The organism is Actinosynnema mirum DSM 43827 (genome assembly GCF_000023245.1).
Lineage (GTDB): Bacteria > Actinomycetota > Actinomycetes > Mycobacteriales > Pseudonocardiaceae > Actinosynnema > Actinosynnema mirum.
In genome coordinates, this window is the sequence record NC_013093.1 from 6,605,240 (window position 1) to 6,629,619 (window position 24,380).

Genomic DNA, 24,380 nt, shown 5'->3' on the forward strand with positions numbered 1-24,380 from the left:
GACCCCCATGTCCACACAGGACCCCACGCCCGCCCCGCTGCCCGGCCCGAGCGAGTTCGCCGGGTTCTTCCTGACCGACTCCGACGAGGGCTTGGAGCTGCGCTACTCCACCTCCGACGACTCCAACGACCCCGGCGATCAGGTGTGCCGCGTCGAACTGGACATGACGCTGGACGAGTTGATCCGGGAAGCGCGCGCACACCTGCCCCAGCCCATGCCCGCCCCGGTGGCGGACACGACCAGCCTGCGCGAGCGCGACGAAGCCCGCGCCGAGCGGGACGCGCTCGCCGCCGAGGCTGAGCGGCTGCGCGTGCACAGCGCTGCGCTCGACCACATCAGCACCGACCTCGGTCAGGCGCTCGCCGAGGTCGAGCGGCTGCGCGCCGAGGTCAAGCACCTGACCGGCCTGCACGACGAGCGTGACCAGCGCGAGCGAGAGCACGCTCGGACGCTGGAGGAGCAGAAGCGCGCCGTCGTGAACGCCGAGCGGCAGATCGCGGTGATCAAGAGGCACTTCCACAAGCGCTGCGAGAACCTGACCGCCGCGCGCGACCTGCTCCGGGACCAGCTGGCGGTGTCGCAGGCCAGCGACCGGGACAACGCCACCGACCTCGCGCGAGCGCTGGACGACATCGAGCGCCTGACCGGCGAGGCGCTGATGACGCCCCGCGCGTCCGACGCGCTGCTGCACGCAATGGTCGAGGCCGCCCAGCAGCCAGGCCCAGGCGAGGACGGGTACGACGCGGCCCGCCGCGTGTTCCGGGAGTGGCCGCACGCCGTGCTGTCGCCGGGCGGCCGGATGGCGTCGTGCGGGGTGCACACCGAGGACGAGGCGCAACGCTCAGTCCGACACGAGCTGTGCGAGCCCGCCGAGGTGAAGTGCGGGTTCTGCAAGGCGTGCCACCCGGTCGTCGGGCTGCACCAGCCGATGTACCTGTGCCCGAAGTGCGGGAACAAGCGGTGCCCCGGCGCGGCCGACCACCGCCGCGAGTGCAGCGGCAGCAACGCGCCCGGCCAGCCCGGCAGCCTCTACGAGCGCGCCAGCCAGCCCGCCGAGCCGCCGGTGGAGGGCTGACCGTTGGCCACCCTCACTGCTCTGGTTGGGCCACCCGGTGCGGGCAAGACCACGGCGCGTTCCTGGTGGCCAGCCGCCCAGGTGATCAGCTTGGACGACCTGCGCGGTGCCCTGTCCCGCTGCGGCTGCCCCAACGACCAGGACACCACGCCGATCGCGGTGGCTGCGGCGTTCGCCGCAGCCCGCCACGCCCTGACCGCCGGACAGGACGTGCTGTGGGACGCCACCAACGCCACCACCGGCCGCCGCGATGCGCTGCTGCGCCTAGCCGCCGAGACCGGCAGCGGCACCGCCGCGGTCGTGCTGCTGCCGCCGCTGCAGGTCGCTCTGGCTCGCAACGCCGCCCGCTCGGACAGCCCGTGCTCGTGCGGTTGGCCGCGTCGCGTCCCCGCCGACGTCGTCACCTCGATGCACGCCGCCATCACCGCCGACCTGCCGGGTCTGCCCGCCGAGGGCTGGGGCCGCACCGAGATCTACCGGGAGCACTGAGCATGCTGACCGCGACCGACCTGTTCTGTGGTGCCGGAGGATCCGGGCTGGGCGCGACCGCCGTGCCCGGCATCCAGCTGGTGATGGCCGCCAACCACTCCCCGCGGGCAATCGAGACCCACGCCACCAACTTCCCCCACTGCCAGCACGACTGCGCGGACATCTCCCAGGTCGTGCCGCGCCGCTACCGCCGCACGAACATCCTGTGGGCCTCCCCGGAGTGCACCAACCACACCACGGCCAAGGGCCGCAAGCGCCGCGAGCACAGCCAGGAAGGGCTGTTCGCCGAGCCGCTGCCCGACCACGTCGCCGAGCGCAGCCGCGCGACGATGTGGGACGTCATCCGGTTCGCCGAGGCGCACCTGTACGACGCGGTGATCGTGGAGAACGTCGTCGAGGCCGCCCTCTGGGCGCCGTTCCAGTCGTGGCTGCTGGCCATGGACGCCCTCGGCTACCAGCACCACGTCGTCTACCTCAACTCCATGCACGCACCGGCGATCCGCGCGCCGCGCGCGCCGCAGTCCCGCGACCGGATGTACGTGGTGTTCTGGCGGCGCGGCAACCGCACGCCGGACCTGGAGGTCAGGCCGCACGGCCGGTGCTCCGGCTGCGACCGCGAGGTGGAGTGCCGCCAGGTGTTCAAGCGGCGCGGCACCGGCTGGCCCGCCGCGCGCTGGGGCCGCTACCGCGCCCAGTACACCTACGTGTGCGCCACGCCCGGCTGCGGACGCCCGGTGGAGCCGTACGCGATGCCCGCCTCGGCGGTGCTCGACTGGTCCGTGCTCGGGCAGCGCATCGGCGACCGCGCGCGCCCGCTGTCCGAGAAGACGTTGGGCCGCATCCGCGCCGGGCTGGCCCGCTACGCCACCGCCCCGCAGCTGGTGCCCTCCGGTGGCACCTGGAACGAGACCGCCCAGCCTGCGAGCGAGCCGTTCCGTGCGCGCACCACCCGCGAGACCGAGGGCCTGGTCGTGCCGGTGGAAGGCCGGGTCGGGAACGCCGCCGCGCCGACCTGGCAGCCGATCCGGACCCAGACCACCCGGCACGAGTCCGCGCTCGTCGTCCCCTACTACAGCACCAGCGAGTCCGCGTTCCCCGCCGACCGGCCGCTGGGCGCCCTGACCACCGTCGACCGGTACGGCCTGACGACCCTGCCCGACACTCCTGCCGACCGGGCGATGGTGATGCGCAACAACTCCGCCCCGAGCGGCACCGGCGCGCACCTGTCGACCCCGGCTCGCGAACCGCTGCGCACCCTCACCACCGCCGGGCACCAGTCCCTCGTGGCCTGGCCCGAGGCCATCCCCGCCGTCGAGGACTGCACCTTCCGAATGCTAAGCGTGCAGGAAATCCAGGCCGCGATGGCGTTCCGCCCCGACTACACGATCACCGGCTCCAAGCGGGAGCAGGTCCACCAGCTCGGCAACGGCGTCACCCCGCCCGCCGCCGAGTTCCTGTTCCGCGCCGTCGCCGACTCGCTCGGCGCGAACTGACCACCGCACTGCGACCCAGGAGAACCATGAACGCCTCCAAGCCGACTGACCCGCCGATCACCGACGCAGCCATCGAGGCAGCGCGCGACGCGTTCGAGGAGAAGTTCAACGTCGGCATCAGCGACGACTACCTGCCCTCTCTCCGGAAGGTGATTGAGACCGGGGCAGCCGGAGTGCTGGCCGAGCGGGACGCGCTGCGGGCCGACCAGGACATCCGGCACGCTGCGCTCCGCAACGTCCTCGGCCTGCCCATCGGCGAGACCGCACCGACCTCCTACTACAAGGCGGTGCAGGTCGCCGAGGACGTTCGGCGGGAGCGGGACATGCTCGCCGCCGAGGTCGAGCGGCTGCGCCGTGACCTGTCGATCAGCGAGGAAGTGGCCGCCACTACCAAGTCGCACCTCCAGCGGCGCTGCGAGCGCCTGACCGCCGTGCGCGACCGGCTGCGCGCGGACCTGGCGGTGTCGCAGGCCAGCGACCGGGATAACGCCGCCGACCTCGCGCGGCTGACCGGCAAGCAGGTCACCGAGTGGGGCGTCCGGATCGTGCACCCCGAGGACATCGACTACGTGCAGCCCCGCCCCTCCGAGGACCACGCCCGCCAAGCGCACGGCGACTACGAGCCGCCGTACACCACCACCGTGGTGTCCCGCACCGTCACGCGCGGCCCCTGGCAGCCCGCCAAACCGCCAACGGAGGGCTGACCGGTGCCGGACACCACCGACGCGATCCTCAGCGGTGCGGGCGGCACCGCCCTCGGCCCGGTCACCGAGCTCAGCGTCGAAGAGCAGCAGCGCGGGCGGCAGGCCGCCGCGAACTACGCCGCCCGCCACGACCTCGGCACGGACGGGCTGCGCGAACTGCTCGCAGCGCTCGGCCTGCTCCCCGACCAGCAGCCCTGAACGGGCGGGCCCCGCCGAGCTGATCCCTCGGCGGGGCCCCGAACCACCACCCAGCACCAGCCAGGAGGCACTACCGATGATCCACCAGCACACCCGCAGCCCGCTCATCACCCCCGACCCGCCCAGCCCCACGAACTGGCGGCGCCGCGCGGCCTGCCGCTACTCGGACCCCGAACTGTTCTTCCCGCGGGGCCGCAACCAGCACGCCCGGCACCAGACCGAGGCGGCGCGGGCGGTCTGCCACACCTGCCCGGTCGTCGACCAGTGCCGCGAGGAGGCCCTCACGATGCAGCGGGACGACGGGGTGTGGGGCGCGATGGCCGCTGACGAGCGCCGCACCCTGAAGCAGCAGCGCACCCAGGCCGCCCACCGCGCCACCCGGAGGCCGTGATGGACGAGACGCGCGCGATCGCCCGCATGTCCGAGGTCCACGACCACGCCCGCGCCGACATGCTCCGCCAGGACGCCACCGCCCTCGGGTACATCGTGGCGGTGCTCGCCACCGCCGGTGTGGTCTCCCAGGTCGCCGCCGACCTGCCCGGCCCGGTGCTCTACGCGATCCTGCTCGACGCGGTCCCCGCGGTGCGCACCGCTGTGGCGGCGGCCGGGGTGCTGCGCGCCCGGTTCGGGAGCGGAGTGGCTGCGGCCGGGTCGTGGCCGCACGCCGCCGAGGCGGCGAGCGCCAGCGAGTTGGCGGAGGCGTACCGGGACGCCGACGAAGCGCTGCTGGTGGCGCGGCAGGCTCGCGCGGTGTCCCGGATCGCCGCCGACCGGGCCCGCGCTCTGGAGGTGCCGCGCCGGTGGCTGGTGCGCACGCTGGTGGCGCTGCCCGTGCTCGGTGCGCTCGGCGGGATCGTCGAGCTCGTGCTGGCGGTGGCCCGGTGACCGCCACGGATTACCGCCAGGCCGCTCGTGCTGCCGGGGCGTGGGCTGTCCGGCTGACTCCCGATCGGCCGACCGCCGCGGTGGGCGCCAGCGCGCTGCTGGAGCACCTCGCCTCCGCGCGCCTGCCGCTCACCGGCTACGTGGAGCGGCGCGGGGACCTGCTCGGCGAGGTGCTCCTGGCGCGGGACCCATCGGTCACGCACGGCACCCCGTCCGTCGGGGCGTGCAAGCGGGTGGTGTCCGGGCTGCGCGGCTGGCACATCCGCCCGCTGGAGCAGGGCGTCCTGGTTGCCTTCGGGCTGCGCGAGGGCTACGACGAGGACGGCCGCGTGCACCGCGCCACCGAGGTGGCCGAGCTGCTGGCCCCGCCCACCGAGGTCGAGGAGCGCTGGCTGGTGTCGGCCCGCCTCGTGCCCGGCACCGCGTCGATCCGCTGGTGGCACGAGCCGTGCGCGGTCGTCACCGCACCCGAACAGGCCGTCGACCGGCTCGACGCGGTCGCCGCCGCGCTGGGCCAGCACCGCTACACGATCACCGACTGGACGCGCGGGCACACCACCGCCCGCGCCACCGGGGTCGCCAGGTGACCGCCCCCGAGCCCGACCCCGGCGAGATCGCCGAGGCCCGCCAGATTGCGGAGGAGCGAGCGCTCCTCGGCGAGATCATCGACGAGACCTGAGGAGTGGTCGTGAGCGCGATGGACGAGATCCGCAAGGGCGTGGCCGCCCTGGGGGCTACCACCACCGATGACGAGCGCGCCGTCGTCCGTGCCGCGCTGCTGCACCTGGGCGGCCAGGCGCTGCGCATGACCCGCGACCCCGCCGAGCGCAAGGAGATCGCCGCGGTGGTCGACCGGGCGCGCGGCACCGAGCGCCCCGCCAGCTGACCGGCACGTGGTAGGGGTGGCGCGCACGACCGCGCCGCCCCTACCGGAGGACCACGTGGACCACGACCACCCCGCCCCGCCCGCCCTGGACATCAGTCCCGGCGACCACCCGCCCACCCTGGGCGAGATCCGCGACACCGCCGAGGCCCTGGCCGTCGAGTACCGCGACGCGCTGCTTGCCGAGGCCGAGGCAGGCGCCACCGGTTCCCGGCTGGTCGGCGTGCTGCTGGCGATGCTGCGCGAGGCCCACTGCGACTGCGGGCCACCGGACACCGGGCACCGCGCCCCCGTGATCCCCCTCCCGCCCCGCAACTGACCGGAACCCCTTGAACACCAACGGAAGGCGTGACACATGCCCGAGAAGACGAAGAAGCCCAAGGCGAAGACTTACGGCCCGCTCCAGCTCGCCGACCGCGTCGGCCTGGAGCGCTGGCAGGCCGAGGACGCCAGGGAACGAGGGCTGCTACCGGACCCGGACCTATCCAGCGGGCGGTGGTCCGAGGACGCCGCCCGGCAGCTGGAGCAGGACGTGGCCAGGATCGTCGAGGTCGTGGGCGCCGAGCACCCCATCGGGGCCGCGCGCGCCGCCACACGGCTGACCGCGCCCACCGGGCTGGAGCTGGACTGGTCCGACATCCGCGCGATCGCGGACACGCGGCCGGACCTGCTGCCGGTGGCCAAGGAGTACGAGAAGGGGGACCGGACCTACCCGCTGTACGCGGTGGCCGACCTGGACCGGCTGGCCGCCGAGCACGCCGCGCTGCTGGCCGGGGTCGTGGCGGACCGGCTGCGCTGGACCGCCGCCAGCCAGACCCCCGAGGACGCTGCCGCCGCGCTCGGCGTGAGCGTGCGCGAGCTGCACAAGGTGCCCGGCCTGGAGCGCGGGCCGCTCGGCCGCTACGACACCGGACAGGTCCGCGTGCTGGCCGCGGACGAGGACGCGGCGGCCGAGGTGATCGCCGACCGCCGCCTCGGCCCGGACCAGGCCGCCGCCCGGCTGGAGATCCGCAGGGTGGACTGGGACTACGCGGTCGCGGCCGGGTGGATCGCCCCGGTGGAGACGGTGTGGATGTCGGTGTCCCGGCGCCGCGAGGTGCCGGTGCCGCTCTACCGCACCGGCGACGTCGACGCGCTGCTGGAGATCCCCGGCGTGCCGTGGGAGCAGGTCCGGGCCTGCCGCCCCGGCGAGCCGTCGCTGTTGCGCGAGCTGCCAGCCTCGCCGCCGCGCAGGCGCCGCAAGCCCCTGAGCCGCTGACCGCGAGGAGAACCATGTCCCGTTTGCTGCCTGCCGTGCTCGCTGCGGCCCATCTCGCCGAGCGGACCGGCTTGGAGGTCGAGCAGGAGGACGTCGAGTTCTACGCCAGCGTGTACCCCCGTTCGCTTCCCAGGAGCGCAACCGGCGAGTACTCCGTGGAGGACCTGGACTACGTGGCGTCCCACCGCTTGCCAGCGCTGACCGAGGTCTTCGAGGTTCGACGAGTGCGCAAATCCGTGCCCCAGAACGTCAGCGATCCTGCGGGCGAACGCACCACCGGTCGATCCGAGGGCGGCGGCTGCTCTCACCGGGAGTACCGCGCGGGTCAGGGGATGGGGAAGTGTCCGTCCTGCAAGCGCCGGATGACCCAGTACGGCCGGTGACCTGCGCACGCTGAACACCATGAGGGCCCCGCACCAGCACGGTGCGGGGCCTTCGCCCGGTTCAGCGTGCTTCGGCGTGACGGGTAGCGGCACTCGAACGGGGAGCGCACCCTCAAGAAGTGCCTGCAAACGCCGATGAGGTGGTGGTGACCTGCCGTCACCCCTCCGAGTCAAAGTGCGGTGTCGACCACCCGGTCGTGTCATTTTTGGTCGGCATGTGGTGCAATAACGAGAGACAACGCATTCGAACAGACGTTCGATTGGAGTAGAATGCGCCCCACGGAAGAGCAGCTCAGACTGCTCGCACTGTGCAAGGTCAAGGACGTCAACTGGTACCTCATCGCCCGCGAAGCGCAGCGCCCCGGCGGGGTGGACCGCCTGTGGAAAGCCCTCCCTCTGGAAGCCTCTGCTGACGCGACCAAGGCGATCAAGGCACTAAAGCCGCTCAACGGGGCTACCGATGAGTACATCGCGATGGCGCAAGCCGAGGTCGACAAGGTCCGCGAGGACGATGTCCGCCTGGTCACCGTGCTCGACGACGAGTTCCCTCCGAACCTGCGCTTGATCCCCAACGCGCCCCCGTTCCTGTTCGTGCGCGGGACCATGACCGACGCGGATCTGCGCAGCGTCGCAGTCGTGGGCACCCGCGATGCCAGCGAAGCCGGGCGCCAGCGCGCCGGACGCATGGCGCGCGAACTGGTGGAGCGAGGGGTGACAGTCGTGTCGGGCTTGGCCCGCGGCATCGACACCGCAGCGCATACCGCCACCCTGAAGGCCGGTGGACGGACGATCGCAGTGATCGGTACCGGAATCAACCGCTACTTCCCTGCCGAGAACCGGGTACTCACCGACAAGATCGCCACCGACGGACAAGGCGCGGTCGTATCGCAGTTCTGGCCCGACGCCAGCGGCGCTACCTGGACGTTCCCTCGCCGCAACATCACCATGTCAGGGATCGCTCAGGGGACGGTCGTCATCGAGGCTGGCAGCACCTCCGGCGCCAAGATGCAGGCGCGCGTCGCCTTGGAGCACGGCAAGAAGGTCTTCCTGATCAAGAGCCTGACCGAGCAGCAGGAGTGGGCACGCAAGTACGTCGAGACACGAGGCGCGGTCCAGGTGGAGGACGTCAAGGCCGTGGCCGACGCACTCACCTCGCCTGAACGCATCCAGGCCGCCGATACCCTGAGGTCTCAACTAGTGATGGACTTCATCTGACCGAGGGGGTGCGCAGGTGAACTACCAGCTCCCCCCACCGGCAGGTTTCGGCAACTGCAACGGGTGCGCCTACTTCGCCTCAGGGCCACCTCAGATCTGCCAGCAGTGTGCCTCGGAAACACTCGAACCGGCCGCACCGTGGTACTGCAGAGTGTGCGGCCAGCGTGTTGTCACGGAGCAGGACCGGTGCACCAACCGACTGTGCTCCGACCCTGGACGCCAGTTCGAGTTCAACCAGGCCATAGCCATGAAGACCGGCGCCCTTGACACGGCAATCAAAGCGCACAAGTACTCCGGGCAGTGGGGATGGGGGATCATCTTCGCTCGTGTGCTCCTCGGGTACCTTGCGCGTGATCCTCGGGCAGCAGGCGCGGACTTGATCATCCCCATGCCGTCACGCCCGCTGCCGCCCGGCATCACCACCCGCAAAGGACACGACCACGCTGGCTGGATCATTGAATCAGCAGCGACCCAGGACGACAGGTACCCGTTCCGCTTCGCACCACCGGTGCTAATCAAGACACGGGACACCGAGCGCATGGTCTCCACCCGCGGCTACGCAGAACGCTGCACTCTGTCCAACGACATCTACAACGCGCTCCAAGTGCTCGACCCAGCCGCCGTGCACGGAGCCACGGTGGCAGTGGTCGACGACGTGTTCACCACGGGCAACACCCTCAATGCCGTGGCGCGTCGACTCCGCGAAGCCGGAGCCCGTGCCGTACGGGGCTTGACGCTCGCACGTGCCCCCTACCGCTAAGCGTCGAGCCTGATGCAGTCGGGCAGACAGCACCGACGAGCAGCACTGCGGCCCGGCATTGTGAGGTGCCGGGCCGCTTGATCGGACTGCGGTGAGTTGGGCTACCGGTCCATCGTCGGGTTGGGGTCGACGACGTCGCAGGAGGACGGGCTGCTGTCCGGCCACGACAGGTCGCCGTGCCGGTGGTGCCCAGCGTGCTCGCTGGTGAGCAAGCACCGCAGGGTGGGGCCGTCAGGCACGAGGTAGCAGGTCTGGCAGGTACCGCGTGGAGCCATCCAGGGGATGATGCTGGGCATCAGCTGTCCTCTCCGTAGGTGATCGCGAGGACGACCGCGGCGGCGTCGTCCACGGCGCGGTCTGGATCGTCGAGCGGCGCCGCCTGCCCGGCCGCCACCAGCTCTTCGGCCAGCGCCTGCGGCTCACCGCCGAGCTGCGTCCCCCGTTTCTCCAGCTCGGCACCGCCGAGCCGGACGCCGTTGCTGGTGAGCACCAGCGCGGCCGGGCTGGCGTCCTGCCCGCGCAAAGCCGTCCACGCGATCGTGGAGACCGAGGCGTGGGCTAAGCCGAGCAGCACGTAGGAGTCGAGCGCGGTCATGACGGGCAGCGCCTCCAGCGCGGCCCGGCTGGTGGCGGTGATGGTCGACCCGGCCAGCGCGTGTCGCACCCACTGGCCAACCACTTGGGCGGGCGTCAGCCGCAGCAGCTCGCCGCGCTCGGGGTACCAAGCGTGCGCGGCGACCTGCCCGGCGGTCGCTACCTCCACCCGTCCGTCCAGCCCCACGGACACCACCGCCGCCGTGGCGTTCGGCGAGCCGGGGTAGGCCGGGACGGTGTCCGCTGCGGCGAGCAGACCGGCCTGAGCGTCCCGGTGCGCGGCCACGATCGCCGCGACCTCGGCCGCGCGCTGCGCGGTGCGCACCACCGCCGCGCTGTGGCCGATCCCGTCGACCAGCGCGGCGCCCGCGCCGAGCGGGGTCACCTCGACGTGCACGGCGTCGGCCAGCGGACCGGCCTTCCCCTCGGCGAGGGCGGTCCCGTACGTGATCTTCACGGTGTTCTCCTTCTCGATTCGGTGCGGTCGTGGACCAGCGTCGCGGCCGGTTGTTGGACCGGCGTTGGACCGGCGTTGGATGGGCGCGCGCCCGCTCCAGCGCGGTCAGGCGTCCAGGCTGTCCGGGGCGAGCTCGTCCGCCGCGTCGACCAGCGTCTGCGCGCACTGCTCCAGCAGTCCGCCGCCGAACCGGGCGACCAGGCTCGGCCGGGCCGCGTCGAGGCTGATGCCGCTCTCGACCAGGGTCTGGCGGAGCTGCTGCTCGGTGTCGAAGTACGCGCAGTCGTCGACGTTGCTGTAGTGGGTGGGGCAGGACATGGTGGTTCCTCCTGTGGTTGAGGGCGTGCGCGTGGTGGCGGTCGGTCAGGCGACGGGGACGCCGAGGCTGAGCAGCACGGCGAGGACGACGAACGCGGGGAACACGAGGCGCTGCTCGACCGGGCCGCCGGTGCGGAACCGGAGCGGACGGGGCGGGCGGATCTCGTACCAGGTCTCCCCGGCGATGGGGATCGGCCAGAGGACGGGGCAGCCGGACAGGGTCAGGGCGTCCCCAAGGCAGTGCACCAGGCACCCGGTCCCCGCGGCGATCCCCAGCGGCCAGCCGATCCCCGCCAGGTCCCCAGGGAGATCCCCACCGCTGGTTCCCCAGAGGGCGATCCCCGCGATCCCCGCGAGCGGGAGTACCCAGTCCCCAAGGGCGTCCCCGGCCAGTGCGATCCCCAGCAGCACGGTCCCCACCACGAACGGCGTTCCCCACGCAGCGCTCCCCGCGCCGACCCCGATCCCCACGAGCACCGCGAACACGAGGGTGTGGGTGGCGTGACGGTGTTCCCCACGGTGCCGCTCGTCGCGGGGACCTCGCGTGCGGGCGTAGAGCCAGCGGCTCCCCGCGCGCAGCGCCTGGGACAGCAGGCCGGTGACGGGGCCGAGGAGGCGGGAGGCGCGGGCGCCGGGGTGGTCGAGGTCGGGGACGAGGGCGAACCCGGCGGTGACCAGCGCCAGGACCACGGCCTGCGCGGTGGTGGTGGCGGTGAGCGGGGCGAGGGCGAGCCCGGCGCACAGGCCGGTGAGGGCGTGGGTGCGGCCCATCATGGGGATCGCCTCCAAGGGGATCGGGTGGGGGCGGGCGGCCCCAGGGCTGGGGTGGGGACTGGGGATGGGTGCGAGGTGGGGAACCCGTGGGGATGCGCTCCCCGGCCAGCGGTGGGGACGGGGACTGGGGATCAGCGCCAGCGGCGGGAGCGGGTCCCCGCGCAGTAGGGGCACACCAGCCGGTCGTGGGGATCGGAGCGCCATCCCCGCTCGCGCAGCAGACCGAAGCTCCAGTCGACGTCCCCAGGGTCGGCGATCCGGAGTTCGATCGGGGTGCCGCATCCCCAGCCGCACTCGACGTGCCCGATCCCCAGCCGGTCCCCGTCGGGGTTGTGGTGGCGGCAGCGGGTCGCGTGCTCGTCCGATCCCCACCCGTTCTTGTGGACCTGGATGATGTCGATCCCCGCGGTGCGTCCCCGGCGGATGGTGGCGGTGGGGATGTGCTCGGGGTGGTGGTCGAGGTGGGTGCAGCGGAGGGTGAACACGTCGGCCTCGCGCAGCTCGGGTTCCGGCGGCTCCGCCGCGGCGGGCGGGGCGGCGGGTGCCGGAGACGGGGTGGACGGGGCCTGCGGAACCGGCGGCGGCGCGGGGGACTGCGGCGCGGGGTCCGGCACGACGGGGGCTGCGGGCTGCTGCACGACCGGCGGGTCGGGCACGACGCTGGGCGGCGCGGCGGGTGCCGAGGGGGCCTCGGGCGCGGCGCCGCGCTGCGGGGGTGCGGCTGCCGCGCTCTGCGGGGACGCGCTGGTCGGGGGCGGAGCGTCGCCGGGTGCCGGCTGCTGCGGGTCCGCGGGGTTGGGCTGCATCGCGTGCCAGATCAGGTAGCCGAACCCGGCCAGGACCAGGATGCCGAACAAGGTGCTCACGTCTGCGGTCTCCGTAACTCTGTGTGCATGTTCGTCCGGTGAGATGCATGGGGGCCTGCATGGGCGGGCCCCGCAGTAGTGCGGGTGACATTTAGGCTGGTCAGAGCGGCGAAGCAGTCTGCCAGGCGACGCTGATACAGCTCATACATCTGATACATTTCCGCAGGTCGAGCGGCGTTTCTCATGCACAGCCCCATGCATCCGGCAGCCCCCGCCGTGTATGGGCGGCCTGCATGAAGTGCATGAGGGTCGACTACTCAGGGTTACGACAAGGCGGTGCGGATGTCGGCCACGGTGGCGGACATCCCCTGCGCGCGGCGCACGGTCGGGAGCGTCCGGCCTGCGGCGCCCAGCTCGCCGGACAGCGCCCGCGCGCGCCGCCGCACCAGCTCGGTGTCGGCGCCCTCGGGCACGTACCCGGCCAGCCGGGCGAGGTCGCCCAGGGTCAGCCACTCGTCGTCCGGGCGCCCGGCCAGCTGCGCCAGCAGGACCGCGGCGACCGGCTGGTCCAGGCGCGTCCTGCGGACCAGCCCCGCGACGGGGGCGGGAGGTGCAGCTGGCGGCGTAGGGGCGGGTGCTGCGGGGGTGACGGCGGACGGGAACTGCATCCGCGAATGGGTCGGCGCGTCCGGGCGTTCGGGTGCGCCGACGGAGGCGGGCGTGGGGGGTGCTTCACCGCGCATCAGCAGCGCCAGGCGCTCCAGCGACTCGGCGCGCGAGGCGGCGGCGGCGTCCTCACCGGCGTGCGGGAGCAGCCGCTCGGCGGCGGCGGCGGTAGGGCGCCAGCCCTCGATCCGGGGCAGGCCGACGTACAGGTCCTCGGCGTAGGGCGCGGGCTGGCTCGCGTGGTCCTCCCGGCGGGGCATGAAGTCGAGCTGCACCTGCATCTGGCGGGACTCCACGCCGCACATCAGCCCGCGGCCCTTGGTGTTGGGCAGCAGGTACGGGCTGTAGGGCAGGCCGGGGATCAGGTTCGCCGACGACTTGGAGTTGACCCGCATGGCCAGGAAGTTCCGGGTCGTCAGGCTGGAGCGGAGCATCTCGCTGCCGCCGAAGACCTCCTGGCCGGGGATCTGGCTGGCGGCGATGATGCCCATGTTGAGCTTGTTGATGCGCTTGGCCAGCGCGCCGAAGACGCCGCCGAGCGCGGCGAAGACCTGGTCGCACTCGTCGATGAAGGTCATGATCCCCGGCGGGACGACGCCGCCGCACGGGCAGGCGGGGTCCGGGTGGGCGCCGTCGGGCAGGCACGGCGCGGTCGTCCAGGGGTTGATCTTGCCGAGGCGGTGGCTCTCCATCCAGGTCTGCCGGTGGTCGGCCTCGACCGTGAGCCATCCGGCGAGGTCGGCGACGTGGTCGGCGGAGAGCACCGGGTAGTCGGCGTGCTCGGCCAGCACTGGGCTGGACGCGCCGCGCTGCGGGTCCATGAACGCGATCAGGTAGCCGAGCTGGCGGCACCGGTAGGCCAGCCCGTCGAACAGCGAGGACTTGCCCATGCGGGTGCCCGCGAGGACGAACCCGTTGTGCGCGCCGTCCGCCGAGGCGATGTCCCAGAACGCCGAGGTGCCGTCGTCGATATAGCCGCCGATGCGCACCGAGCAGGCGTTGTCCGGCGCGGAGACCAACTCGGGGGTGAAGCGGGCGCTGCTCATGGTGTGGGCCGCGCGCCGGATGATCTGCATGTGCAGCTGCCCGGTGTCCTCCAGCACCGGGTTGTCCTGGTCGAACACCAGCTCCTGCCCGCCGTTCTCGTCGGTGGGCAGCTTCAGCTTCAGGGCGCCGACCAGCTTGCCCAGCGCGAGGTTGGCGGCGTCGAGGGTGGTGCCGCTGTCCCCGGACTGGACCACGAACGACAACCGCCCCTGCCCGAGGTCCCTGGGGTTGACCAGTCGGGTGTCGGGCAGGTGCTTGACCGCGCCCGCCGCCCAGCGCTCGACGTAGACCTGGAGGTCCGCGGCCACGTCCACGACCTCCCCCTCGATGGCATCCTCGGCCGCCGTGGTCTCGCTCTCCTCGGCGGCGGTCAGTGCGGCGCGGGCGGCGCGGACCTGCCGCAGCAGCGCGCGCCGCGAGCGCCAGCGGGCCAGCTGCCAGCGGCCGGTGGAGACCACCACGGCCACCAGGTAGCCGCCCAGCACGATCGGCTCGCCGCCGAACAGGCCCAGCCCGGCGCCCGCCGTCGCCGCGCCGCCGAGCACCTTGCGGACCGGCGGCAGGCCCTCGTGCAGCTCGGTGCCGTGCGCGGCGGCCAGCGCGAACCCGCTGGTGGCCAGGGAGGTGATCGCGCTGCCGCCGATGCCGATCAGCAGCATCGCGGCCCCGCCCTGCCCGAGGCTGGACATCATGTTCGCGTGCCACAGCAGCGGTCCGGTGGTGGCGGTGATGCCGACGGCGGCGACGGGCATCGCGGCCACGCGCCGCTCGACGCGCAGTGCGCGGGCGACCTGCTCGGGGGTGAGGGGCTTGACGTCGTCGGGCTTGGCGGGCGGGGGCGCGGTGGGCCGCTGCTCCAGCTCGGTCATGGCGGTGCTCCTCGAACGGGCGGCCGGGACGGGCGGTGGCGTCCCGGCCGCGTGGATCGGGGTCAGAGGTTGGTGACGGAGGACTTGCTGCCGGTGCCGGGGTTGGAGGCGTAGCCGTCGGCGACGTTGACCGACCCCTCCAGCGCGGACAGCCCGGTGGAGGTCGCGGCCTTCGCCGCGTCCAGGGCGGCCATCGCCGCGTCCAGGGCGGCAGCCGCTTCGCCCAGCGCGCTGCTGGCGGCGCCGAAGCGGTCGCGGGCGGAGCCGAGGAGGTCGGCGGCCTGCTCGAACGGCGCGACGCGGGGGCCGGACCAGTCCTGGCGGCGCATGTCGGCCACGGTGCCCTCGATCGCGATGATGCCTGCGGCGCAGTCGCTGGCCAGTCCGCCGACCTGGCTCTGGGTCTGCTCGGCCTCTCCTCGGTTCTGCTCCGCGGCCCTGACGCCGTTGCCGAGCGCGTTCAGGAGACCGCGGGCGAACTCCATGTACGAGCCGAGGCCGCCTTCGCCGCTGGCGACGGTGCCGCTGCTGCTGGAGCGGATGGCGGGGGTGGGCATGGGTCCTCCTGGTGGTGTGGTGCGGCGCGGGGGCGGAGTGCCCAGCGCGGTGGGCGGGACCGGCGGGATGCCGGGCGTCGGATCGGGGGGCGGGTCGCGGTCCAGGCGGGTGCTGGTGGCGCGGATCGGGGCGTGCGGTTCGTCGTGGCCGGGCCACGTCCACCAGCCGGTGGGCCAGCGGAAGAACTGGTCGAAGTAGCGCCGCCAGCCGTGGTCGCGCAGGGAGCGGCGCGGGCGGCGGCGGGCGTTGCGGGCGGCGCCGACCGCGTCGACGCCGGTCAGCCACAGCCACCGCAGCAGCGCCCGCGCCCGGCGCGCGCCTGCCGCCGCGTGCGGGCGGCGCAGGTAGTCCTGGCCGTCGCTGGTGCGCGGTTCGCCGGGCGGGGTGCGGCCTCCCATGCGGACGGAGACCGCGACCAGCACCTCGGCCGCGCGCGGGTGGCCGACCGCCGTGGCGAGGGTGGCGGTCCTGGTGGCGAACCACGCGCAGCAGGCGCACAGCACGGTGCGGGTGTCGCCCCAGAGCCGGTAGACCACGAACCAGGCGACGAGGAAGGCGAACAGGAACGGGCCCATCAGCCGGTCGCCCCGAAGAAGACGGCAAGCGGCTCGGCCAGCTCGCCCAGACTGGTCCTCAGCGAGGCCAGCCAGCCGGGCAGGACACCGGCGGTGGCGGCGCCGATCAGGATCGGGGCCGCCACGCCGAGGCCCATCGTGTAGTTCTTGATGCCGCCCTTGCCCTTGCGCGGGTCGGCCTCGATCACGAACGCGCCGAACAGGGCGAGACCGATCGTGCAGAGCACGACGTTGGCGTGGACGCCGAAGACGCTGCCGGTCGCGCCGCCCGCCTTGCGGAGCACCTCGTGCAGCGTGGCGATCAGCCCTCCGGTCAGGCAGACCGAGGCGACGCACGCCAACCAGCACTTGATCTTGGGGAGCTTCTTCTTCCAGTGCAGGACCGCGACCAGGACGATGCAGCTGAAGCCGAGCACTCCGGCACCGATAGCGCCAGCGGGCATGATCGTTTTCCTTACTCGTTGACGGCGTCGGAGCCGGGGGCGGGCGGGTTCTCGCGCACGTAGCGCGCCTTGAACTCGGTGAGCTTCTTCTTCAGGTGCGTCACCCCGAACTGCTTGTCGATCTGGGGGCCGGTCACGGACGCCGGGTCGCCGCCGCGCGCGCGGACCTGCTCCGCGTACCACTGGTAGGCGCGCTCGCGCAGGGAGTCCTCCCGGCGGAAGGCGGTGACGTTCGAGCGCTCCGGCGCGGTCTGCGCTCGGGCGGGCTCGGCCTCCTCGGCGGCGACCACGGGGGCGGCGGGGAGAGCAGGGCGCTCGGCCGGGGCCGGGATGCTCGACTGCTCCGGGGCGGGAGGCAGTTGGTCGGCGGACTTCTCCGCCGCAGCGGACTGCCGCTCGACGCGCTCCGGCTTCCGCTTTCGCTCGGCGCGGGCCTGCGCGCGCTCGGCGTCCTCGGCGGTGATCACCTCGGTGGCCCGGTCCAGCGCGGTGGCCGCGTCCGGGATGCGGTCGGTGACCGCCGTGCGCCAGGCCGTCCAGGTGTGCCGGGGCGCGACCAGCCAGCGCGCTACGCCCAGCTCGGGCCGAGGCGGGATCGGCGTGGGCGCCCAGCCCAAGCGGGCGATCTCGGCGGCACGCCGGTCCCGGTCGGCCCGGTGCTCGCGCAGCTCCCAGCCCAGCACGGAGGCCACCGACAGCGCCGCGAAGATCACCCCCAATGTGGAGGGGGTCGACCAGCTCGGGGACCACTCGCGGTAGTTCACGGCCGAGGCGAACGCGACGATCGCCCACATCACGCCCCGGTAGAGCGCCGGGGAGTCCCCCCGCAACCGCGCCTTGTGCGCCAAGCGGGCCATGAACAGCCCCAGCGTCTCCAGGGTCAGGCCGATCGCGAACGCGATGGCGAACGCCAGCGCGCTGACGTGCTCGGCGTCGACCCGCAGCTCCTGCTCCACGAATGGCACGAAGCGCGGGTGCAGGGCAGCGATCTGGCCGAACATCGCGGCGGTGGTCCCGGACAGCAGTGGGATGGCCAGCACCGCCGCCCACAGCCGGTCGCCACGGTCGGTGGCCGTCACCTCCGGCGCCGGGACGTCGGGCCCCTCAGCCGGGACAGGCGGCGCGGTCAGGGCCTCGGTCTGCGCGCGCAGCAGCTCCACCCGCGCCTCGGCCTCGGCGCGCTCCAGCTCGCGCAGCCGCTTGTTGTGCTCGGCGGCGCGCGCGGCCTCGGCGCGGGCGACGTCGGCGATGGCGGCCTGGGCGCGGGTCACCTCGGCCTCGGCGGCGGCGCGCGTGCGGATCGCGTCGGCCTGCGCGCGGGCCAGCAGGCGCCGGGCGTACCGGGTGGTCGGCTCGGGCGTCGGCGGGGGCGCGGTGTCCACAGGGGTTTCCTCTCTGGGCGGTGGGCCCGGCGCACGAGGCGCCGGGCCGGGTGGGGAAGGTCAGAGGCGGCGCAGCCGCAGGAACAGCCAGGCACCGACCAGGCCCTTGACGATCAGCTCCCCGTCGAGGGCGTAGGTCGGCACGACGAGGGCGTGCCAGACGGCCTGCCCGCACACGTAGGCCGCCATCCCGAGTAGGAGCACGTCCAGGAACCCGACCAGCTCGCGCCCGGTCCACCGCAGCGCGGTGGCGGCCCGGCTCTTGAGCGACGGGGCGCAGGACGGGGTGCAGACGTGGGTCGAGGACTTCAGCCCTGCCACCGTGAGCGCCTCGTCCAGCAGGTCGGGGTCGCCGGGGTTGTCGGGGTGCCAGGCGGGCAGCCGGTCCAGCGGGAACCACTCGGCGTGCCCGCCCTCTGCCGGGGTCAGCTCGGGCAGCGCGCCCCGGTCGAGCACGCTCCACGACAGGGCGTCGGACTCCGGGCCGCGCAGCAGGACCGGGTTGAGGCGGTCGGCGCTGCTGTAGGTCAGGTGCAGGCCGGTGGTCTCGCGCAGCCGATCGGTCAGGTAGGACAGCGGCTGGACATCCAGCTCGCCGACGCCGGGCTTGTCGCCGGGCAGTCGCCATCCCTGCCCCGGCTCGTCCGTGATCAGCAGGACGTACAGGCGCTGGTGCCGGTCGTAGGCGAGCACGACCGCGGTGGCGGGGGGATTGATCATCATGGTCACGGGAGGGCTCCTCTGTCAGTCGCGGCGCAGGACGCCGACGGCGTCGGCCAGGGCCTCGATCTCGTCGTTCACAGGCCCTCCGCCCCGACCAGGAGCAGCTCCTCGCCGGCGGTCTTCGCGTAGCGGCGCCTGTCCTGGAGGCTGGAGAAGGACTGGGCCTCGCGGATGTCCTTGCAGGCGCCGACGGCGTTCTGGATCTCCATGCGCACGGCGTACGACGACAGCATGATCAGCCGGGCCTGCGGTGCCGAGAGCGCCGACCGAGCAGCGTGCGAGGCGGCTCGCGCCTCCGCGATCTGCTCGGCGGTGGGGTCGAGGTGGTCCACCCGGACGCCGTGGGCGTCCAGCTCGGCGCGCACGACCGCCGGGTCCTGGCCGCGGTCGAGCGCGGCCCGCACCAGCCGCAGGGACACCAGCACGAACATGCAGCGCCGGTAGTCCTCCAGCGCCCCGTGCAGCGCGGTGAACGCCAGCAGGCGCTCCTCGCGGCGGGCGCGGCGGTCCTGCACGCGGCCGGTGACGCGGACGGCGAGCAGGGTGCCCGCGACCGTGAGCATCTGGGTGGCGATGGCCTGCACGGTGTTCACGACGCCTCCAGCGGGCCACGCACGTGCGGCGGGTGGAGCAGCGCGTCGGCGTCGAGCGCGATCCGCTCGTGGTCGAACGCCCACCGCAGCTCGGCGTCGCGCAGCTCGGCGCCGCTGAACCAGCGCGCCTCGGCGGCGTCGTCGCCGCCGATGACCGGCGGGCAGTCGGGCAGCACGATCCCGTAGGCGGCGGAGACGTAGCGGCCCCGCGGGTCGCGGCCGACCTGGTCGTAGACGCCGACCAGGCTCAGCGTGGCGTCCTCGCGCAGGTCGAGGTTGAGGCCGGTCTCCTCGGCCAGCTCGCGCACCGCGGCGTCGCGGGCGGTCTCGTCCCGGTCGACGTGGCCGCCGGGCAGCGCCCAGCAGCCGGGGTAGGCGTCGCAGTCGTCGGCGCGGCGGACCAGCAGCAGTCGCGGCTGGCCCTCGTCGGTGCCGAACACCACGGTGTCGGCGGTGTAGCGGATGGTGGGCTCGCGGCCCTCGGTGTCGGTCATGCTCTCGGTCCCCTGTCCGACCTGGCTGGGTTGGTGGATCACGTGCCCCGGCGGGGCCACCCCCGCGTGGGCGGGGAAACGCAGTGCCAGGTCAGAAGTCGCGGCCCCGCTTGCAGGCACCGGTGGCGATCTCGACGACGAACATCTCGTCCTCGGGGTAGTCGGCGAGCTGGATCTGCGCGTCCTCACGGTCGCGGGCCGGGCTGCCGTGGGCGACGCCCCACGCCTCCTTGTTGAGCGCGGTGTCGAGCTGGTCGCCCTTGGCGAAGCCGACCCCGTACCGGTAGTCCTCGCCGTGCTGGCGGGACTCCTTGGTGATGGCGGCGGTGACCTTGGCGATGTCGTTCGCGTTCAGCACGGTGTTCTCCTCGGGTTGGGGTTGCTGGTGCCCTCGGGATCGGAGCGCCCCCGCACAGGGCGGGGACGGGGTGCGCTAGTCGGCGTCGATCGCCATGAGGTGCTTGTCCTCGCCGCCGATGTGGATCGCGGCGGCGTGGTCGGCGTCGGTGAGGACCTTGCGGTTGGAGTCCGGGGCCAGGTGGATCTGGCCGGTGCGCAGCAGTCCGCGCAGGACCGCGTCCTGCTCGTCGCGGCTGCCGGGCAGCAGAGGGCGCAGGGTGCGCAGCGGCACCCAGTCCTGGATCTTGACGGAGAGCTTCTGGTAGGCGTCCCGGACGGCGTTCTCGATGGCGGACATCGACGGTCGGTTCCTCTCGTGGTCAGGCGTTGCAGGTGGCGATGAACCCGTCGATGCCGCCGTCGTGGTGGCGGGCGACGGCACGGGTGATCTCTGCGTCGGTCATGGCGTCGAAGTCGAGCTCGGCCGAGTTGGGGTCCAAGTCCTCGGCCCACGAGCAGTCGGCCAGCCAGGCGCGGTCGGCGGCGAGCTCCTCGTCGGTGAGTAGGGGTTCACCGGGTGTCGTTCTGGGGCAGCAGGTTGGCGTCGGCGGGCATGGTGTGGGCGTCGACCTGGCCGAGGGTCATGCAGCGCAGGTCGGCGTCCTGCTGCATGACCGGGGCGGTGTCGAGCAGCCACGCACCCACGGCGACGAGGAACACGCGGGTGACGGCGTCGCTGCCCTTCTTCATGTGCGGGGCCTGGAAGAGCAAGAACCTGCTGGTGCGCCAGGCGGCGAGCCGGTCGGCGTGACCGCCGGTTGCGGCGGCGTCGGCGAGGGTCTGCAGGGCGGCCTCGCGCATGGTGTCGCGGTCCGCGTGGTCGGCGGTGATCGCGTAGACCGGGTCGGAGTCCTGGCCGGTGTCGAACCTGCTGGTGTCCAGGCCGCGCGAGCGGAGGCGCTCGATCAGCTCAGCGGCGAGTTCGCGGGCGCGCTCGCCACGCACGAGGCTGTTGCCGACGACGCGGCGCCCGTCGGGCAGCCGGACCTCGGTGTGAAGCTCGTCGACCCCGGCCGCCTGGAGGCGGGCGCGGGCGATCGCCCCGTAGTGCTCCATGATCCGGCTGGCCGGGGTGGGCTCGCCGTCTACGTAGGAGTGGGAGGCCTCGTCCCAGCGGGGGTTGACTGGCATCCGGCCGATCGCGCCGAGCCGGTCGTAGTTCGCGCCCGCGCTGCTGATGGTGGTCATGAACCGGGCGGCGTCGCCGTCGACACCGTGGCCGCCGCGCGGGTCGCCGTGCCCCTTGGCCAGTCGCCACCTCCAGGCGTGCAGTTCGTCGAGGAGGTCACCGAGCGTCCGGGCGGTGACTGTGTTCAGGCGCAGGTAGCGGCGGGGGATGGTGTTCGCGGCGTGGGCCTGGTGCTCGGCGAACTCGCTCACGGCGGCGGTCTGGGCGGGGTCGTTGGACCGGAGCGCGAGGTGCGGCGTCGGGAACGAAGCGGCGGTGATCAAGCGGTGCTCCTCGGGATGGTTGGAACCCGGCCGGGACGGGGAGGTCGGGGGTGCTCGACCCGTCCCGGCCGGGAGATCAGCGGGAGCATCCGGCGTTGAAGCAGGGCGCGCAGTAGGGCTCCTGCTCCTTCCGGATGCTTGCGCCGCAGGCGTAGCAGGAGCCCTGGGGTGCGGTGGTGCAGTCGAAGCACCTGGTGCCCTCGCACGGCTTGTTGCAGGCCTCGCAGTTCTTCATCTGACGACTTCCTTAGTGCGGGCGCTCTGCCCGCTTCGCGGAATTCAGGTGCGGACGGCGTCGCGGCAGCGGGCGATGTACCGGTCGGCCTCCGAGCGGGTTATCCGGTAGGTGCCCCGGCCCTTGCCAACACGGATGGCGTCGATCTCGCCCCGCTGGATGGCACGGCAGATCGTGCTGCTCACCACCCCCGCCTCGCGGGCCAGCTGGACCGACGAGATCCGCATCTCGTGTTCGTCAGGGGGTGACATCTGCGCTCCGTTCGAGTGCCCTAGGGCAATTGCCCTAGGGCACTGTAGCCGGCAGATGCAGGAGATGCCACAGATGCAGGGAAGTGCTCTAGAGAGATCACTCATATGCTGTAGCCGTGGCAGCAGACACCAGCGGAAACTCGGCACAGCGCATCGCCCAGGACCTACTGGCGGCGATCGAGCGTGGTGAGTACGCGCCAGGCCACCAACTGCCCAGCCAGAACGTCATCAAGGCCCGGTACGGGGTGGCAGCCCAGACGGTGCAGAACGCCTTCGCGCTGCTGCATCAGCAGGGCGTGACCGAGGGGCGTCACGGCGCGGGCACGTTCGTGCGCGAGCACCGCCCGACCGTCGTCATCCCCATCGACCACTCGGTGTACCGCGACGACCGCGGCTACTACTTCGGTCGTGCCACCCAGTCCTATGACCTGATCGGGAAGCCGAGCGTCACGGTCGGCCGCGCGCCGCAGCAGGTTGCCCAGCGCCTGAGCGTGCCTTCGGGCAGTTCGGTCGTGGTGCGCCACCGGGTGCTCGGCACCGCCGGGGAGGGCGGGCAGCCGGGGCAGATCGCCACCTCGTACCTGCCCGGCTGGCTGGCCGAGGAGTTGCCGGTGGTCGGCGAGGCGTCGACGGGGTCCGGCGGGATCTACGACCGGATCGAGGAGTGGGCGGGCGGCCCGTTGTCGTGGCCCACGCCCAGGTACGGGGCGGTGCCTGCCTCGGCGGAGGACGGGACGAGCCTGCGGGTCGCGCCGGGCACTCCGTTGCTGACGCGGTACCGCGTCGCGGTCCTGCCCGACGGCCGCCCGGTGGAGCTGAACGTCACCCGTTGGCCGGGCAGCCGCTACGAGTTCGAGGCTGGTGACGTTGTCCGTGATGAGTCGGCCGCGTGGCCGACCGCACCTTTGCGGCCGTAGTTCGTCAGCGCGGACGAACCCGCGCTGAGCGGCGCTGCGAGCACAGCTCCGTCACAGGCAGTCCTCATCAGGTGGATACCCGACACGGCTGGCCTAGCCTCCGGTCAGCCGATCCCCATCCGCCCTGGGAGGCAACCCCGATGCAGCCTGCTCTCACCCCCGCTGTCGCCGCCGCCGTCGAGGCACGCCTCGACGCGCGCGCCAAGGAGATCCGCCTGGTCGCGATCAGCGACGCCGCCGCCTGGCTCGAGAGCGAAGGCTTCGCCGCCGCCGCCACGCACCTGGCGCGGCACCGCGAGCGCGTTCCCGTCGCCGCCCGGTAGCCCGCCGTGCTGCCCGAGGAGTGGGCACCGTGCGCCACCCCGCCCTGCGCCGAGCGACCGGTTCCCCCGGCCGCCGCCGAGGGGATGCGGGTGTGCGCGCGGTGCGCGACGAGGCTGGGTGAGGACTGCACGGCGATCCCCGACCTGTGGGCGCCGTGGTGTGGGTCGCAGGCGCTGCTGCCGCGCCGCTCCGCCGGCGGTGGTGGGCGGCGTGGGCCGGGGTTCGCGTCGGCCCCGCCGGTGGACCTGGCGCTGGTGGCGATGCGGGACGTGCGCACCTCGTGGTCCGAGCCGGGGGATCTGCTGCACCCGCAGCGGGCGCTGGCGGAGGTGGCGGCCAAGGTGCTCGCCGAGGGCGCGGGCACCGTGCGGGCGCTGGCATCGCTGGGGGTGGCGGAGTCCTGCGAGGTGATCGGCCGGGGCCGCCTGCACCGGTGGGCGCTGGCCCAGAACTGGGCCGGGGCGGCGTGCCTGACGGTCCGGCTGGTGCGGCAGCAGCTCGGCGCGCTCGACCACGAGCCCCGCCCGCGCCCGGTGGGCTTCTGCGACTGCGGGGGCGCGCTGTGGCTGACCGGGGCGACCGTGACGTGCCGGACGTGCCGGACCGAGCGCTCGGGGTTCGGACTGCTCGGGCTGGCGACGTCATGAGGCTGCGCGTGGACCTTCTCAGCGACCTCGCCGACATCCTGGGCCTCCACGGCTGCCACCACTGCGGCAACTCCCTGGAGGGCAGCGTCAGCAACTCGTTCTGCGGGGAGTCCTGCCAGCGCGCGTGGGCAGCACGCCGGAACGCCTTCGGCGCGGCGCTCGGCAAGATAAACGCGGAGCGCGTGAGGGCAGTAGGACTGGGCCAGATACTGGCGGGCGAGGTGTTCATCGCCCCCGCCGGTACCAGTCTGGACGTCGTCGGGTGGGAGCCGTTCGGCACCATCACCACGCCGCCTGTCGAGTCCTCCGACTGGTTCCCCGCCCTAGCGGCTGACGCGGTGCGCGCCAACGCGCTGGAGGCCCGCCGGACCCGCAACACTGGCCCTGCTGGTTCCGCCCGCCAGCGGCGCGCACCGCGCGCCATCAGCCCTAGGAGGCACCGCCATGGATGAGCTTCAGCGACGTCTGCACGCAGCAATCGACGCTCTGGAAGATGCCAGTGGAGGTGGTCAA

35 protein-coding genes are annotated in these 24,380 nt (G+C 73.2%); 18 read left to right on the plus strand and 17 right to left on the minus strand.

Annotation, left to right across the window (positions count from 1 at the left end):
* The first annotated feature begins 7 nt into the window (after positions 1–7).
* The 14 genes from AMIR_RS27615 (at position 8) to AMIR_RS27685 (ending at position 9,343) form a co-directional block, all read left to right on the plus strand.
* Positions 8–1,075, plus strand: a complete 1,068-nt coding sequence (locus AMIR_RS27615) for a hypothetical protein (protein WP_015804275.1) — start codon at positions 8–10, stop codon at positions 1,073–1,075.
* Positions 1,076–1,078: 3 nt separating this feature from the next.
* The gene (locus tag AMIR_RS27620; protein WP_015804276.1) at positions 1,079–1,564 is read left to right on the plus strand and encodes an ATP-binding protein; all 486 of its coding nucleotides are present in this window, start codon (positions 1,079–1,081) and stop codon (positions 1,562–1,564) included.
* A 2-nt stretch (positions 1,565–1,566) separates the two neighbouring features.
* A complete protein-coding gene (locus AMIR_RS27625) occupies positions 1,567–3,057 on the plus strand; it encodes a DNA cytosine methyltransferase (RefSeq protein WP_015804277.1) in 1,491 nt (496 codons plus the stop codon).
* Between the two features lie 26 nt (positions 3,058–3,083).
* Positions 3,084–3,761 carry a hypothetical protein gene (locus AMIR_RS27630; protein ID WP_015804278.1) on the plus strand — a complete coding sequence of 226 codons (678 nt, stop codon included), beginning with the start codon at positions 3,084–3,086 and terminating at the stop codon, positions 3,759–3,761.
* A 3-nt stretch (positions 3,762–3,764) separates the two neighbouring features.
* Positions 3,765–3,959 (plus strand): hypothetical protein, encoded by a 195-nt coding sequence (locus tag AMIR_RS27635; RefSeq protein WP_015804279.1) that lies wholly within the window; start codon positions 3,765–3,767, stop codon positions 3,957–3,959.
* Positions 3,960–4,035: 76 nt separating this feature from the next.
* Complete coding sequence (locus AMIR_RS27640; protein WP_015804280.1) at positions 4,036–4,350, plus strand: WhiB family transcriptional regulator; 315 nt, start codon at positions 4,036–4,038, stop codon at positions 4,348–4,350.
* Positions 4,350–4,844 (plus strand): hypothetical protein, encoded by a 495-nt coding sequence (locus AMIR_RS27645; protein WP_015804281.1) that lies wholly within the window; start codon positions 4,350–4,352, stop codon positions 4,842–4,844. The genes AMIR_RS27640 and AMIR_RS27645 overlap by 1 nt, the downstream gene beginning before the upstream one ends.
* Entirely contained in the window at positions 4,841–5,431 is a 591-nt protein-coding gene (locus AMIR_RS27650; protein ID WP_015804282.1) for a hypothetical protein, read from the plus strand. The genes AMIR_RS27645 and AMIR_RS27650 overlap by 4 nt, the downstream gene beginning before the upstream one ends.
* A gap of 101 nt (positions 5,432–5,532) precedes the next feature.
* Positions 5,533–5,730, plus strand: coding sequence for a hypothetical protein (locus AMIR_RS27655; protein WP_015804284.1), 198 nt, complete (start codon positions 5,533–5,535; stop codon positions 5,728–5,730).
* Positions 5,731–5,746: 16 nt separating this feature from the next.
* Positions 5,747–6,046, plus strand: coding sequence for a hypothetical protein (locus tag AMIR_RS27660; protein ID WP_143760923.1), 300 nt, complete (start codon positions 5,747–5,749; stop codon positions 6,044–6,046).
* A gap of 36 nt (positions 6,047–6,082) precedes the next feature.
* Entirely contained in the window at positions 6,083–6,985 is a 903-nt protein-coding gene (locus tag AMIR_RS36315; protein WP_015804286.1) for a hypothetical protein, read from the plus strand.
* A 14-nt stretch (positions 6,986–6,999) separates the two neighbouring features.
* Positions 7,000–7,368, plus strand: a complete 369-nt coding sequence (locus AMIR_RS27675; RefSeq protein WP_015804287.1) for a hypothetical protein — start codon at positions 7,000–7,002, stop codon at positions 7,366–7,368.
* A 270-nt stretch (positions 7,369–7,638) separates the two neighbouring features.
* Entirely contained in the window at positions 7,639–8,583 is a 945-nt protein-coding gene (locus AMIR_RS27680) for a DNA-processing protein DprA (protein ID WP_015804288.1), read from the plus strand.
* Between the two features lie 16 nt (positions 8,584–8,599).
* The gene (locus AMIR_RS27685; RefSeq protein WP_015804289.1) at positions 8,600–9,343 is read left to right on the plus strand and encodes a ComF family protein; all 744 of its coding nucleotides are present in this window, start codon (positions 8,600–8,602) and stop codon (positions 9,341–9,343) included.
* 101 nt (positions 9,344–9,444) lie between these two features.
* Here AMIR_RS27685 and AMIR_RS40680 read toward each other — a convergent pair whose 3' ends face one another.
* The 17 genes from AMIR_RS40680 to AMIR_RS27765 all read right to left on the minus strand — a co-directional run bounded on the left by AMIR_RS40680 (position 9,445) and on the right by AMIR_RS27765 (position 21,979).
* On the minus strand, positions 9,445–9,618 hold the full coding sequence (locus AMIR_RS40680) for a hypothetical protein (protein ID WP_187313452.1): 174 nt from the start codon (positions 9,616–9,618) through the stop codon (positions 9,445–9,447).
* A 20-nt stretch (positions 9,619–9,638) separates the two neighbouring features.
* A complete protein-coding gene (locus AMIR_RS27695) occupies positions 9,639–10,394 on the minus strand; it encodes a hypothetical protein (RefSeq protein WP_015804291.1) in 756 nt (251 codons plus the stop codon).
* A gap of 105 nt (positions 10,395–10,499) precedes the next feature.
* On the minus strand, positions 10,500–10,712 hold the full coding sequence (locus tag AMIR_RS27700) for a hypothetical protein (protein WP_015804292.1): 213 nt from the start codon (positions 10,710–10,712) through the stop codon (positions 10,500–10,502).
* Between the two features lie 45 nt (positions 10,713–10,757).
* Positions 10,758–11,486 (minus strand): metal-dependent hydrolase, encoded by a 729-nt coding sequence (locus AMIR_RS27705; RefSeq protein ID WP_015804293.1) that lies wholly within the window; start codon positions 11,484–11,486, stop codon positions 10,758–10,760.
* Positions 11,487–11,617: 131 nt separating this feature from the next.
* The gene (locus tag AMIR_RS40685) at positions 11,618–12,352 is read right to left on the minus strand and encodes a hypothetical protein (RefSeq protein ID WP_015804294.1); all 735 of its coding nucleotides are present in this window, start codon (positions 12,350–12,352) and stop codon (positions 11,618–11,620) included.
* Positions 12,353–12,615: 263 nt separating this feature from the next.
* Positions 12,616–14,874: a hypothetical protein gene (locus AMIR_RS27715; RefSeq protein WP_015804295.1), complete on the minus strand. Its 2,259-nt coding sequence runs from the start codon at positions 14,872–14,874 to the stop codon at positions 12,616–12,618.
* A 62-nt stretch (positions 14,875–14,936) separates the two neighbouring features.
* Positions 14,937–16,007 (minus strand): hypothetical protein, encoded by a 1,071-nt coding sequence (locus AMIR_RS27720; protein WP_015804296.1) that lies wholly within the window; start codon positions 16,005–16,007, stop codon positions 14,937–14,939.
* A complete protein-coding gene (locus tag AMIR_RS27725; protein WP_015804297.1) occupies positions 16,007–16,450 on the minus strand; it encodes a hypothetical protein in 444 nt (147 codons plus the stop codon). The genes AMIR_RS27720 and AMIR_RS27725 overlap by 1 nt, the downstream gene beginning before the upstream one ends.
* Before the next feature lie 11 nt (positions 16,451–16,461).
* Positions 16,462–17,832 carry a DUF2637 domain-containing protein gene (locus AMIR_RS27730; RefSeq protein ID WP_015804298.1) on the minus strand — a complete coding sequence of 457 codons (1,371 nt, stop codon included), beginning with the start codon at positions 17,830–17,832 and terminating at the stop codon, positions 16,462–16,464.
* A 60-nt stretch (positions 17,833–17,892) separates the two neighbouring features.
* Positions 17,893–18,561, minus strand: coding sequence for a hypothetical protein (locus AMIR_RS27735; protein WP_015804299.1), 669 nt, complete (start codon positions 18,559–18,561; stop codon positions 17,893–17,895).
* 68 nt (positions 18,562–18,629) lie between these two features.
* The gene (locus AMIR_RS27740; protein WP_015804300.1) at positions 18,630–19,148 is read right to left on the minus strand and encodes a hypothetical protein; all 519 of its coding nucleotides are present in this window, start codon (positions 19,146–19,148) and stop codon (positions 18,630–18,632) included.
* Complete coding sequence (locus tag AMIR_RS27745) at positions 19,145–19,642, minus strand: NUDIX domain-containing protein (protein ID WP_015804301.1); 498 nt, start codon at positions 19,640–19,642, stop codon at positions 19,145–19,147. Before AMIR_RS27745 ends, AMIR_RS27740 begins: the two co-directional genes overlap by 4 nt.
* 91 nt (positions 19,643–19,733) lie before the next feature.
* Positions 19,734–20,000: a hypothetical protein gene (locus AMIR_RS27750; protein ID WP_015804302.1), complete on the minus strand. Its 267-nt coding sequence runs from the start codon at positions 19,998–20,000 to the stop codon at positions 19,734–19,736.
* Positions 20,001–20,075: 75 nt separating this feature from the next.
* Positions 20,076–20,339, minus strand: a complete 264-nt coding sequence (locus AMIR_RS27755) for a hypothetical protein (RefSeq protein WP_049796984.1) — start codon at positions 20,337–20,339, stop codon at positions 20,076–20,078.
* A 212-nt stretch (positions 20,340–20,551) separates the two neighbouring features.
* Positions 20,552–21,493: a hypothetical protein gene (locus AMIR_RS27760; protein WP_015804303.1), complete on the minus strand. Its 942-nt coding sequence runs from the start codon at positions 21,491–21,493 to the stop codon at positions 20,552–20,554.
* 76 nt (positions 21,494–21,569) lie between these two features.
* Complete coding sequence (locus tag AMIR_RS40690; RefSeq protein ID WP_015804304.1) at positions 21,570–21,728, minus strand: hypothetical protein; 159 nt, start codon at positions 21,726–21,728, stop codon at positions 21,570–21,572.
* A 44-nt stretch (positions 21,729–21,772) separates the two neighbouring features.
* On the minus strand, positions 21,773–21,979 hold the full coding sequence (locus AMIR_RS27765; RefSeq protein WP_015804305.1) for a MerR family transcriptional regulator: 207 nt from the start codon (positions 21,977–21,979) through the stop codon (positions 21,773–21,775).
* Between the two features lie 116 nt (positions 21,980–22,095).
* On the opposite strand from AMIR_RS27765, the gene AMIR_RS27770 reads away from it, so the two are divergent.
* From AMIR_RS27770 to AMIR_RS27785, 4 genes are all read left to right on the plus strand, one after another.
* Entirely contained in the window at positions 22,096–22,896 is an 801-nt protein-coding gene (locus AMIR_RS27770) for a GntR family transcriptional regulator (protein ID WP_015804306.1), read from the plus strand.
* A gap of 140 nt (positions 22,897–23,036) precedes the next feature.
* Positions 23,037–23,219 (plus strand): hypothetical protein, encoded by a 183-nt coding sequence (locus tag AMIR_RS27775; RefSeq protein ID WP_015804307.1) that lies wholly within the window; start codon positions 23,037–23,039, stop codon positions 23,217–23,219.
* Between the two features lie 6 nt (positions 23,220–23,225).
* Positions 23,226–23,867 (plus strand): hypothetical protein, encoded by a 642-nt coding sequence (locus tag AMIR_RS27780; protein WP_041837075.1) that lies wholly within the window; start codon positions 23,226–23,228, stop codon positions 23,865–23,867.
* 8 nt (positions 23,868–23,875) lie between these two features.
* Positions 23,876–24,319 carry a hypothetical protein gene (locus AMIR_RS27785; RefSeq protein WP_041837076.1) on the plus strand — a complete coding sequence of 148 codons (444 nt, stop codon included), beginning with the start codon at positions 23,876–23,878 and terminating at the stop codon, positions 24,317–24,319.
* Positions 24,320–24,380: the final 61 nt, after the last annotated feature.

Coding starts and splice junctions, on each gene's coding strand:
- AMIR_RS27720 (WP_015804296.1), bottom strand. CDS start 16,007: ATGGGCCCGTTCCTGTTCGCCTTCCTCGTCGCCTGGTTCGTGGTCTAC.
- AMIR_RS27700 (WP_015804292.1), bottom strand. CDS start 10,712: ATGTCCTGCCCCACCCACTACAGCAACGTCGACGACTGCGCGTACTTC.
- AMIR_RS27705 (WP_015804293.1), bottom strand. CDS start 11,486: ATGATGGGCCGCACCCACGCCCTCACCGGCCTGTGCGCCGGGCTCGCC.
- AMIR_RS27680 (WP_015804288.1), top strand. CDS start 7,639: ATGCGCCCCACGGAAGAGCAGCTCAGACTGCTCGCACTGTGCAAGGTC.
- AMIR_RS27775 (WP_015804307.1), top strand. CDS start 23,037: ATGCAGCCTGCTCTCACCCCCGCTGTCGCCGCCGCCGTCGAGGCACGC.
- AMIR_RS27625 (WP_015804277.1), top strand. CDS start 1,567: ATGCTGACCGCGACCGACCTGTTCTGTGGTGCCGGAGGATCCGGGCTG.
- AMIR_RS40680 (WP_187313452.1), bottom strand. CDS start 9,618: ATGGCTCCACGCGGTACCTGCCAGACCTGCTACCTCGTGCCTGACGGC.
- AMIR_RS27745 (WP_015804301.1), bottom strand. CDS start 19,642: ATGACCGACACCGAGGGCCGCGAGCCCACCATCCGCTACACCGCCGAC.
- AMIR_RS27615 (WP_015804275.1), top strand. CDS start 8: ATGTCCACACAGGACCCCACGCCCGCCCCGCTGCCCGGCCCGAGCGAG.
- AMIR_RS27725 (WP_015804297.1), bottom strand. CDS start 16,450: ATGCCCGCTGGCGCTATCGGTGCCGGAGTGCTCGGCTTCAGCTGCATC.
- AMIR_RS27765 (WP_015804305.1), bottom strand. CDS start 21,979: ATGTCACCCCCTGACGAACACGAGATGCGGATCTCGTCGGTCCAGCTG.
- AMIR_RS27715 (WP_015804295.1), bottom strand. CDS start 14,874: ATGACCGAGCTGGAGCAGCGGCCCACCGCGCCCCCGCCCGCCAAGCCC.
- AMIR_RS27640 (WP_015804280.1), top strand. CDS start 4,036: ATGATCCACCAGCACACCCGCAGCCCGCTCATCACCCCCGACCCGCCC.
- AMIR_RS36315 (WP_015804286.1), top strand. CDS start 6,083: ATGCCCGAGAAGACGAAGAAGCCCAAGGCGAAGACTTACGGCCCGCTC.
- AMIR_RS27755 (WP_049796984.1), bottom strand. CDS start 20,339: ATGTCCGCCATCGAGAACGCCGTCCGGGACGCCTACCAGAAGCTCTCC.
- AMIR_RS40690 (WP_015804304.1), bottom strand. CDS start 21,728: ATGAAGAACTGCGAGGCCTGCAACAAGCCGTGCGAGGGCACCAGGTGC.
- AMIR_RS27645 (WP_015804281.1), top strand. CDS start 4,350: ATGGACGAGACGCGCGCGATCGCCCGCATGTCCGAGGTCCACGACCAC.
- AMIR_RS27630 (WP_015804278.1), top strand. CDS start 3,084: ATGAACGCCTCCAAGCCGACTGACCCGCCGATCACCGACGCAGCCATC.
- AMIR_RS27675 (WP_015804287.1), top strand. CDS start 7,000: ATGTCCCGTTTGCTGCCTGCCGTGCTCGCTGCGGCCCATCTCGCCGAG.